The organism is Gilliamella sp. Gris3-2 (assembly GCF_001690345.1).
Classification (GTDB): Bacteria; Pseudomonadota; Gammaproteobacteria; order Enterobacterales; family Orbaceae; genus Gilliamella; species Gilliamella bombi.
In genome coordinates this window covers 18635-30038 of sequence record NZ_LZHB01000083.1, presented here as the reverse complement: position 1 = coordinate 30038, position 11404 = coordinate 18635, and the positions used below count along the sequence as shown (strand labels likewise).

Annotated in this window: 8 protein-coding genes; all 8 read right to left on the bottom strand. The window is 37.6% G+C overall.

The features are described from left to right. Positions 1–426 (bottom strand): hypothetical protein (locus A9G32_RS12200; protein ID WP_141672914.1); only part of this gene is annotated, 426 nt, incomplete at its 3' end. A 100-nt stretch (positions 427–526) separates the two neighbouring features. Further along, a complete protein-coding gene (locus A9G32_RS12195; RefSeq protein WP_065589598.1) occupies positions 527–1192 on the bottom strand; it encodes a hypothetical protein in 666 nt (221 codons plus the stop codon). 46 nt (positions 1193–1238) lie between these two features. Then, positions 1239–1907 carry a hypothetical protein gene (locus A9G32_RS12190; protein ID WP_065640684.1) on the bottom strand — a complete coding sequence of 223 codons (669 nt, stop codon included), beginning with the start codon at positions 1905–1907 and terminating at the stop codon, positions 1239–1241. A gap of 46 nt (positions 1908–1953) precedes the next feature. After that, a complete protein-coding gene (locus A9G32_RS12185; protein WP_065639608.1) occupies positions 1954–2622 on the bottom strand; it encodes a hypothetical protein in 669 nt (222 codons plus the stop codon). A 46-nt stretch (positions 2623–2668) separates the two neighbouring features. Further along, a complete protein-coding gene (locus tag A9G32_RS12180; RefSeq protein WP_065590719.1) occupies positions 2669–3331 on the bottom strand; it encodes a hypothetical protein in 663 nt (220 codons plus the stop codon). Between the two features lie 21 nt (positions 3332–3352). Beyond that, complete coding sequence (locus tag A9G32_RS12175; RefSeq protein ID WP_065590718.1) at positions 3353–8020, bottom strand: toxin VasX; 4668 nt, start codon at positions 8018–8020, stop codon at positions 3353–3355. A gap of 17 nt (positions 8021–8037) precedes the next feature. Continuing rightward, the gene (locus A9G32_RS12170) at positions 8038–8949 is read right to left on the bottom strand and encodes a hypothetical protein (protein WP_065590717.1); all 912 of its coding nucleotides are present in this window, start codon (positions 8947–8949) and stop codon (positions 8038–8040) included. Continuing rightward, entirely contained in the window at positions 8949–11396 is a 2448-nt protein-coding gene (locus A9G32_RS12165) for a type VI secretion system Vgr family protein (RefSeq protein ID WP_081296858.1), read from the bottom strand. The genes A9G32_RS12170 and A9G32_RS12165 overlap by 1 nt, the downstream gene beginning before the upstream one ends. Positions 11397–11404: the final 8 nt, after the last annotated feature.

Genomic DNA, 11404 nt, shown 5'->3' with positions numbered 1-11404 from the left:
TTCAACCACCACTTTTCCAAAGCAGAAATTTGTTGCACTCCATTTTTTACCAAGATATTTACGTCCTTCATCCGTTAAATTATAGCGGTATAGTGGCTTGTCGCCATCGTGACCGACCAGCTCTTCGGTAAATAATCCCTCTTTGGCATAAAGGGAGAGTTTTAAGTTAAGTCTTTTATTTTGCTTAATTTTGTCATAGGGGTCTTTAGGATCTATTTCACCTTCAAGGTAATGAATGGTATAGGGGTACATATCCTGATAAATTTTACCCACCCGCAGGCAAACCGCTCTATTGCCGGTAGGGTTAATACGATCATTTTCTTCCTGTATGCGGTCTTTATAAAGGTAATTATTACAACTTTTTAGTAAAAATATAATTAGTGCGCTACTGATGAGTAATGCAATGATGGTTAGTTTTTTTGTCATTATAGTTACCTGTTAATTAAGTTTATTGTGTTGCGGTGGTGATATCGTTTACCAACGATTCGACCCAGTTAATAGTTAACAATAACACCATGATTTACTATCATAAAACATAGTGACCACTCTTACCGTTCATAAGACTTAGGCTTCCATCAGGCTTTATGCTGTAATAATGTGCGCCCCTAGGACTCCCCCCCAATACGGCTTTCTCTAAACCACCATAACCAGGATACAAGCTATAAATATCCTTATTTTTTATCCAGTTTGGGACGTTTTCCATATGGTAATAAAAAAACACCATTCTTATTCCTTGCATTTGATCATCAACCCCATCAATTTTTTCAACCACCACTTTTCCAAAACAGAAATTTGTTCCCCCCCACCATGTTTTATCAAGATATTTACGCCCTTCATCAGTTAAATTATAGCGGTAGAGTGGCTTGTCGCCATCGTGACCAACCAGCTCTTCGGTAAATAATCCCTCTTTGGCATAAAGGGATAGTTTTAAGTTAAGTCTTTTATTTTGCTTAATTTTGTCATAGGGGTCTTTAGGATCTATTTCACCTTCAAGATAATGAATTGTATAGGGGTACATATCTGCATACAGATCCCCCACAGCGAGGCAAACCGCTTTATTTCCCGTTGGGTTATTATAATCATTTTCTTCTTGTATACGGGTTTTATAGTCATTAAAATCACAACTGGTGAGGAAAGGTAACATCAGTAGTGAACCTAATAGCAGTGAGTTGATTTTCAAGTGTTTTTTCATTATAGTTACCTGTTAAAATAATTAACAATAACACCATGATTTACTATCATAAAACATAGTGACCACTAGCACCCACTGTTAATTTTAAACTGTCATCATATTGAATGCTGTAGTAATGAGTCCCTGGAGCGGGTCTATCGCCTAATACCGCAGCTTCTAAACCGCCATAGCCAGGATACAAGCTATAAATATCCTTATTTTTTATCCAGTTTGGGACGTTTTCCATATGGTAATAAAAATAAACCATACGCATTCCTTGCAACTGATTATCAACCCCATCAATTTTATCAACCACAATTCGACCAAAACAGAAATTTGTTCCACCCCACCATGTTTTATCAAGATATTTACGCCCTTCATCAGTTAAATTATAGCGGTAGAGTGGCTTGTCGCCATCGTGACCGACTAGCTCTTCGGTAAATAATCCCACTTTGGCATAGAGTGCTAGTCGTTCATTTAATTTATTATTAATATAAATAGGATCGCGATAGTGCATATCTTTATGATACCCTGGCATATATTTAATAGTATAGGGGTACATATCTTGATAAATCTTACCCGCACGAAGACAAACCGCTTTATTCCCCGTTGGGTTATTATAATCATTTTCTTCTTGTATACGGGTTTTATAGTCATTAAAATCACAACTGGTGAGTAAAGGTAACAACAGTAGCGAACCTAATAGCAGTGAGTTGATTGTCAAGTGTTTTTTCATTATAGTTACCTGTTAAAATAGTTAACAATAACACCATGATTTACTATCATAAAACATAGTGACCACTAGTACCCGCTGTTAATTTTAAACTGTCATCATATTGAATGCTGTAGTAATGAGTCCCTGGAGCGGGTCTATCGCCTAATACCGCAGCTTCTAAACCGCCATAGCCAGGATACAAGCTATAAATATCCTTATTTTTTATCCAGTTTGGGACGTTTTCCATATGGTAATAAAAATAAACCATACGCATTCCTTGCAACTGATTATCAACCCCATCAATTTTATCAACCACAATTCGACCAAAACAGAAATTTGTTCCACCCCACCATGTTTTATCAAGATATTTACGCCCTTCATCAGTTAAATTATAGCGGTAGAGTGGCTTGTCGCCATCGTGACCAACCAGCTCTTCGGTAAATAATCCCTCTTTGGCATAAAGGGATAGTTTTAAGTTAAGTTCGTTATTAGCATCGATTTTATCATAAGGATCTTTAGGATCTATTTCACCTTCAAGGTAATGAATTGTATAGGGGTACATATTCTGATAAATCTTGCCCACCCGAAGACAAACCGCTTTATTCCCCGTTGGGTTATTATAATCATTTTCTTCTTGTATACGGGTTTTATAGTCATTAAAATCACAACTGGTGAGTAAAGGTAACAACAGTAGCGAACCTAATAGCAGTGAGTTGATTTTCAAGTGTTTTTTCATTATAGTTACCTGTTAAAATAGTTAACAATAACACCATGATTTATGATTATAAAACATAGTGACCACTCTTACCGTTCATAAGACTTAGGCTTCCATCAGGCTTTATGCTGTAATAATGTGCGCCCCTAGGACTCCCCCCCAATACGGCTTTCTCTAAACCACCATAACCAGGATACAAGCTATAAATATCCTTATTTTTTATCCAGTTTGGGACGTTTTCCATATGGTAATAAAAAAACACCATTCTTATCCCTTGCATTTGATCATCAACCTCATCAATTTTTTCAACCACCACTTTTCCAAAGCAGAAATTTGTTGCACTCCATTTTTTACCAAGATATTTACGTCCTTCATCCGTTAAATTATAGCGGTATAGTGGCTTGTCGCCATCGTGACCGACCAGCTCTTCAGTAAATAATCCCTCTTTGGCATAAAGGGATAGTTTTAAGTTAAGTTCGTTATTAGCAGCGATTTTGTCATAAGGATCGTTAGGATCTATTTCCCCTTCAAGATAATGAATGGTATAGGGGTACATATCCTGATAAATTTTACCCACCCGCAGGCAAACCGCTCTATCGCCGGTAGGGTTAATACGATCATTTTCTTCCTGTATGCGGTCTTTATAAAGGTAATTATTACAACTTTTTAGTAAAAATATAATTAGTGCGCTACTGATGAGTAATGCAATGATGGTTAGTTTTTTTGTCATTATAGCTCCTGTTTATTAAGATTATTTTGTTGCGGTGGTGATATCGTTTACCAACGATTCGACCCAGTTAATAACTTGATACTGATAAGAGAGCAGATAAGGAAAGACCGCATTACCATCGCTGTCGGTTTTTCCTTCTGGCCAATATTGAATTGCGCAAATCACTTCAAACTCACCATTTACTCGACCTAATAGCTGGTTAATTCCAAATAAGCCTACATCAGGTGCTTTAGGCTTAGATGATGTTGTATCGGTATTAGTATCGGTTTGGGTGGTGTCTTTGTCTTCTTCATAAGGATCTGATTTCACTGTTATATCAATGGTGTGTTGCATTTTATACCAAGCTTCTAATGCTTGATTTGGTTTATCGGGGTCAGTTATCAAATAGTCATAATTTTCTACTTCTTCATTCCTTACCATATTTTTATGCACTGGTTTAAAACATTTGGTATTACATTGAATTGGCTGAACAATTAATTCTTTTTTGCCATCACTAATCTGCAAAATAGTCTCTAATTGCTCACCGCGATGGCGGATGGTGATCTCGCCTTCAAATGCGGCTTTATCTTCGACAAAATCGGGTAACTGCATCACTAAATGTAACTTGTACAGTGAAGTGTTTGGGGTTTTGTTTATGATATCAATCAATTCGCTTTGATCATCTGATCCCCAGACTATGCCATTTATGCCATTGACTTTATAGGGTGGTGCTTTATCTTTATTTTTTTTACCTTCATCGATCAGTTCACGAATTTGAACTTCGTAATGTGCGGTTCGGCAAAATCCTTTGCGCGAAGCAAGGTAAAAATCCTGTTCGGATAAATAGTTACCTGTATCGCTAATGGGATAAGGCGGATATAAGTCATTGCGAGCAAATTTACCAAAAATTGAGCGGTTGATCCATTTGTCCATTTCGTCCCAGTTACTGCCGTCGTCATAAGTACCAAATAGAAAATTGATCACAAATGGGGCTAAAAACAGCACGATTGTCCACGGGGCGGCAATGCCCAATACCATGCCAAGCCCTGCTGCGGCAAAGCCAATGGTTGAGTTTATCATAAATCCTACCGCGCCAGGATCACCACGGGTTACGGCATTCATTGAGCGACATAGATCACCAAAACTGTCGATTATAGCAATGGATTTAGCCGCATAGCCTAATACTTTGCCAGCTTTACCAATTTTACCAAGTAAATCGGTAAGTGTTTTGTCACGCTCGCAAAACAGTGCTTTTAGTTTTATGCCATCAAGAATGGCATAAGAAGCGGTTAAAGCAATATCAAGATAGGTTCTTAATAATGCTCTTGAAACTTTGTCGATAAATGCTGAATCGGTTAATGTATTCAAATTAGTTTTCAAACCACTAATTTGTAGATATTGATAAGCAAGCGTAAAGACATTCATCGCACTAGATACTGACGTATCATACACCGCAGTTTGCCATTTTTCTTTTGCCTGATATTTAGCCGCGTTTAGCTCTTCATATTTAACCACGTTGGCATCTTTGAATTTATCTACATTAGCATTACCTCGACTAGTGGTCATTGATTGTTCAAACATTGTCCGTTCTGTTTCATTGCTAAATGTCAGTAACATATCTAATTCAACAAATGTATTTTTTGCCTTAGTTATGTCTCGTTTTTTAAGTCTAAATCTTTCTTGCGTTGACGAATAGTTCCCGCGAATACGAGTGCCATCGGTGGTTATTAGATTGCCATTATTACTTTGGGCGTACACAACCTGCGCTGAGCTACCAAGATTATCTAAAAAATGTTGTAGATTTGATACTGGCACTTTTACTTTATATTGTTTATGAGTTGCCGTTGAAAACATATTCATCGCTTTAATCAAGTGAGTATCGACCACTTTGGTTTTAAGGTCATAGGTATTATTATTAGAAAGGCTTTTGGCGATATTACTCATTGATAATTTGATCAGTTCTTCTTTTATATAAGCCCCGACTGTCACATTACCGTTAAGCTTTAAATTCAAGATTTGTTTGATTCTTTTGATATTCTCTTTAGCACCCGACAAAGGATTATTGACTTTGGTGTTTCCTTTTGTTATTCCTTTACCGCGATTAGCTAAAATCTTTTTGACCTCTTGCGTTAACTGCTTGTCAGTTTCGGGAATATTTCCTGATGCAACATTAAACAGTGAATAAGCACCTTTATAGCCCTCGATTAAATAATGATAAATACTGTTTTCATTTTTTATCAGCATTGACCACAGCTTGGCTTGTTTATCTAAATAAAAGTTGCCGACAGAATCATTATCTAAAATAATCAGCAAACTTGATAGCACTAGAATATGCTGGTCAGAGGTATCGGGATCACATTCGGTTAACCAAAAAGGGACGGTGTTTTGCTCACCAAACAACCATAATAGATATGTAAAATAATCTTCTGATACCTGTTCAACATAGGTTGATAAATTTTGGTAAAGGGTTTTATCTAACGTTTTATATTTGGCTATTGATTCGTTATTAAGGCGCTTTGATTCTTTGCTGTTCCAGCTTTGGTTTCTTTTCCATTCGGCAACTTTGTCTTTAGCATTGGGATAGTTGACAACCACAACATCATAACCTTCTATTGTGCGTAATTTTTTCTTTTCTTGATAAATAGCTAAAATCTCTTTTTTTTGCGCATCTGAAATATTAATAAGTTTATAATCGCCTAGTGGGGGAGCATCATTTACGCGAGCACCATTTATACTGATCTCACTGATAAATCTAAAATAAAAAAAACGAGCAACCTCATTTGTATATAATTTACATGCTGATATAGGTATTGCAAATTTATTTTCGATCGCAAATTCAGTATCACCCACCACATCTAATACATAAATTTTATCCAATAAGTCCTTACCATTATCCCCTTTATAAAGCTCAGTTTTTAGCAAAAACTTTGCATTTTGTTCGGCAATTTTTTTTAAATTTTTATCATAATGACCATTTGGTTTATAAAAGGCAAATAAAATACACTCTGACGCATCCTCAATTTGGTTATTGACTTTCAGTATATCTTTATAATTTTCAATACTATTGTATTGGTTGCGTGCATAACTGGTTTCGGGTTTAAAGTAAAGAAAGGGGTGCTCTGATGCCTGACTTTGTTGATTAGTAAAATAATCTTCAATGGCTTTGGTTCTTTTACCGACTAGATTGGCCATAATTGCAGGAATTTTATTTCGATATTTTTCAAATAACCATTGTTGTGTTGGTAATGCAAAGTCCAATACTTTAAGATTTTCATACACCTCTTTATACTGCTGGTTATACCGAAGATCTAAAATATTTTCTGCATAAAATGATTTAATAATATCTGGGTCAATATCATCACCAAGCTGTGTTGATTCTTCACGAATAATATCTTGGGTGGTTTTACCCAAATTTTTCCTTAGCCTTTTTTGAATCGCTATCGCTTGCTCTTGGCTTCGGCCTGCAAGCCCATTAATTACTGGTGCTAATAACTGTCTTCGTTGTACTGATAGCTCTTCGGCTAAACCTAAAGAGTCTTCAATCAATATTACGCCAATTTCATTAGTTTGATAATTTGAATTTTCTCGCGCTTCACCTTGGTAACCTTTTATCGTCTTTTTAAAATTTTCATTCAGTCCGCCTGCTTCCTTTTTTAACGAGTTAAAATGGCTAGCGGTACAAAAAATATGTTTAAAATAATTAAATATATTTGATGTGCTACTGTCTACGACTTGGTTTAAATCGACTTTTTTAGTATAAAAAACACCTTTGCCTATCGCTTTGTCAATTGGGGTGTTTAATGATGTTGATTTTTTTGTTAATTTATCTCGATAGTTTTTTTGTTGTTTTTCATCAAAATAATCAAGCACCTCTTTATTACTACATTCTATTTCAACCAGATAACGTTTTATGGAAGTACTTTCGGTATCCTCACCATTTGTTTCACTAGCTTTGGGTTGATGCGAAGTTTGTGCCTGATTATCATCGGCTTTACGGATAAAGTCATTAAACGAAAAACTTCTTTGCTTTTCTGAAACAGCCATCTCTGTAGGATTAGTTTTGGTTAAATCAACAACGGTAAAACGTTCATCTCGTATTTCTTCGTTTTCACGATAATATTCAATGACTTCTTTATCCCAACGATAAGGGCTATAGGCTATCCACGCTTTATCATAAATTTTATTATCTAATGTAATAAATTTCGCTTTAAACTGATGCCCCTCTGTAACGCAAGATGATGGTAGTTCTTTTGGTCTTGATCCTTTGATATCCCTTAGCTCTCTCAACCGAAAAGCACCAGAATGAGTGACTTCAAAAGCTTTCACTTTTAATAAATTGAGATTGGTTCCCTCCCACTCTTTAACTGATTTATTTTTGTGTAGCAAAATATAGACGTACCCTTCTCTTAACGTTCGGTAGGCATATTTAAAATGCTTTAACGCTTCTTTAGGTTCTCGATCGCCTAGAGCTAACATGCCTTGCTCCCATTTGATACCTTTAAAATTTTTAGGCACAATACTTTTTCGGACTAAAAAAAGTGGAAAACCCGAACGCTGGCAAGCACCGCATTTACCATTGCTCAATTTCATATTGGCTGCGGCTTCATTAATTAGCTCAGGCGTAATTTCAGGTGGCGCTTGATTAGTTTCAACGTTGTCGTCTTCGAAGTCTGAATTATTGTTCTTGTTGTTTTTGTTATTAGAATCCATTTCATTTTTCCTTATTTCTATTTTTTATTTTTGTTGTTTTTCAATAATGCTTGGAATGTTGAATTGATGGCCAAAAATTGCTCTGATAATGTTCCTGGCGACTGCAAAGCAACATCGTCAATGATAGCGCTGATTTTTTCATGTTGTTGTAGATCACCATACTGCATGGAATAAAATACATAGATCGTTCTGTCTTTAATGTCTGTTAAGCCAAGTAAACTTGCCGTATAGTAATGCTCTATTAATGTTATTAAATCATTTTCGCCAACGGTTTGATTAATTTCTTCTTTGATGTCATACCAATTAACATATAGCCTAAATAAATTGTTAGATTCCTTTTGAAAAAAACGTATTTTAGGTGTCAAACTTGACGGTAGTAACTGATTATCTTTATTCGGTTCGATTACTCTTAATTTTTGTTGTATATCAATATAGTAGTAAGTTAAGTTAGTTGGGAAAAACACATTTATCCAATTTGGATCGGTCAGTTGGCTATCTTGTAAAAGTTGCATTCTAAACGGTTCGTAAAAGGGTACAAACCGCATTGAACACATTTCGCCCAATATTAAGCCTATTTTAGGTAACCATTGTGCAATTTCATCAATCGTTTGTTGCGCTACAAGCCAACCGCAAATATACGGTTTAGTGGTTAAAAAATCTTCACCAACTTGAACCATTGAGGAAAATAATAGATCTGTATTGACATCTTGATTAGGGTGACCAATACAGACTAAATGAGGGCAAGACGTTAATTCATGTAATAACTCTGGACGCTTAACCACCTCAATATTTTTTGGCGGTAAAAGTTGTTTTAACTGTTGTGGATAAAGTTCGCTTAATTCACTGGTTACGCCAAGCATATCAATTAATAAATAACGATAGTATTTTTTGTTATCTTCACTATTTAGCTGTTGTTGTAATGTATCCACTATATTGTCTCCGAGCATTGGCTACCTTTCGGTAATTCAACTTCTGGTACTTGGTAATTTGCAGGTCCTAATATACGAAAGCTAGCAGATTCAATCTGAACATCACCTGGGGCGAGCATTTTTATCCCGCCATTTTCAATTACAATAGCAACATCATCACATGCCAATACAAGTTTTTTCTTGGCTGATATAATCACTTCGCTGTCGGTGCTGGTAATTGTCATATTTTGTTTTGAACTTAATTGCATTTCATCATTTTGAGCCTGTATTTCGACATTACCTTGCGAAGCAAATAGCTTTATGCCCATTTTGTTGGCAAATAGGCTTATCATGTTACCCGCAGTGACCATAAAGCGTTTAAACGCACTAACATCAACCGTGTTTTGTGCTGTCTGGATAATGTTTTCACCTGCGGTGTGTTGAATTGAACTTGGGGTGACATCCGCCATGCCAGCTGGTGCGTAAGTGAGTATTCCCGGTTGTTTTAGTTCTTTTAAGCTTTGTTCAAATAACTGTTTTTGGGTTTGTAAATCAGCCAGTTCAGCTTTGGCGGCCTCGGCAAGTTCATTGAGCCGTTTAACCATTTCAGTCGCTTGCGCTAGTTCTTTAATAGCATTGTCCATTTGTAGCTGTATATGACTTGCTTGCGTTTGTTCTTCACTGGTAATATACAGCCCTTTACCCGCTCTTATCGCGCCCCATTCGTCGGTGCGTAGTTCAAAACCTTCACCGCGGGGTTGTTTTTTTTCGTTAACTAAGTGACCGATATTAAGTTGAGTTTTTCCGTATTCGGTGGCTAGCTTAATATGTTCTTGCCCACGTTTATCATCCATGCGCAGTTTGTTATTAGCTGGGGTGCGAATGACATTGCGGTGTTTGTTGATGGTGGTAACAAGGTCAGGGTGAGCACTGTCATGCATTGCATGGGCTATATACGGCCTATCGGGGTTGCCGTTCATAAAGGCGATGGCCACTTCGGTGCCGTCAATTAACGGGAAGTGAAAACCATAGGTGTTACCCGCATAAGGTTTAGCTAAACGTACCCATAAGCTTTCCGTGCCACTTTTCCATTGTTTCAGGTCAACATTAAATTTAACCCGATATCGTCCTTGCGGGTCGATATAACCATAGGTGTCATGATTAGGACTGGTGACACGGGCAGGTAATGTGCCACTAACTTGTGGCCAGCGTATGGGCGCAGGGCGATAGGGTTTTAAAGCTTGATAGGGAATGGCGGTAAAGGTGAGTTCATAGGCATCAGTGCGATTACCTTGCCCCTGTACACTTAAAATAATCACCCCGTCATTGATATCTGCCAGCGGACTGCCATTGATGTTAATCCATTGACCGGGAGCAAGGTTATAGCGGTTACTCTTACCTTTGAGGATAATTTTCTGGCTAATGGCCTGCTCATGGCGAATACGCGCATACCACTGACCACTTTCAATCTGATTATCGTGAGTGTTATTGTCATTATCACGATTATCGTCACTATTTTGCGGTTTTTCTTGTCCGTTGCTATCTAAGCCTTTATAGTGCTCGGCATAACGGTAGTCAGTGCCATAGGTGGTGCTGTCTTTGGGTTGGGTATTAATCTCGCCCTGTAAATCGGCTAGGGCATCACGGTAGTTATAGTCTTGTACCTTGACTGAGGAGACCACCACTTCGCTATGCAAGCTGATATCCCACACACTTTCAACGCCCGTATCTGCCATGCCACTGGGCAGTTTATAGTCAATATCAGCCACCTGCGCATAGCCTTGCTCATAATCACTTAACACCATTACATCACAGTTGTGCTCAGCGTGTGTTTCAAAGCGAAACCAGATACCGACATCAGCCAATAAGCGTTGAATAAATTCAAGGTCACTTTCTTGCCACTGCGTAATAAACTCCCGCTCAGGGTAGCTATCTTTTAGCTCTAGACGGTAATCAATGCCTGTCAAACCATGACTGCGTAGCACTTCTTCAACCACACTGACCACACTTTGATTTTGAAATATGGCATTATGTTGCCCCACAGCCAACCGTGCTAAGCACGAAGATAACACCACTTGATAATGGGCTTCATCTTTATTGACCGATAACTGACTAAACTCAGTAATCACCCCATGCAAGGTGCGTTTATTACTCAACGTGGGCAAGTCACTTAATGAGCGGATAGCGGAAGTTAATGGTTTGTTGATAACAGGATTAAAGGAGAAGGTCGATTTTTGATTAAGAAAGGAATCAGGCGATAAGGTTTTATCAGTACAGGTAAAAGTAATCACATAACGCCAAGGCTGGTTTAACGACTCATCACCATCAATATGCAAAACCGAAATCGGCGCCCCCAGCCCGTCAACCGTTAAGGTATAGCGATTATGGCTAACCCCACTCAAACCCGCCATTAGATCGCCAAAACCTTCACCGAGTTGCTCCAGAAGACGATTAAGTTCGTTTGACATGTTGTTCT

Coding starts and splice junctions, on each gene's coding strand:
- A9G32_RS12175 (WP_065590718.1), bottom strand. CDS start 8,020: ATGGATTCTAATAACAAAAACAACAAGAACAATAATTCAGACTTCGAA.
- A9G32_RS12185 (WP_065639608.1), bottom strand. CDS start 2,622: ATGAAAAAACACTTGAAAATCAACTCACTGCTATTAGGTTCGCTACTG.
- A9G32_RS12180 (WP_065590719.1), bottom strand. CDS start 3,331: ATGACAAAAAAACTAACCATCATTGCATTACTCATCAGTAGCGCACTA.
- A9G32_RS12195 (WP_065589598.1), bottom strand. CDS start 1,192: ATGAAAAAACACTTGAAAATCAACTCACTGCTATTAGGTTCACTACTG.
- A9G32_RS12165 (WP_081296858.1), bottom strand. CDS start 11,396: ATGTCAAACGAACTTAATCGTCTTCTGGAGCAACTCGGTGAAGGTTTT.
- A9G32_RS12190 (WP_065640684.1), bottom strand. CDS start 1,907: ATGAAAAAACACTTGACAATCAACTCACTGCTATTAGGTTCGCTACTG.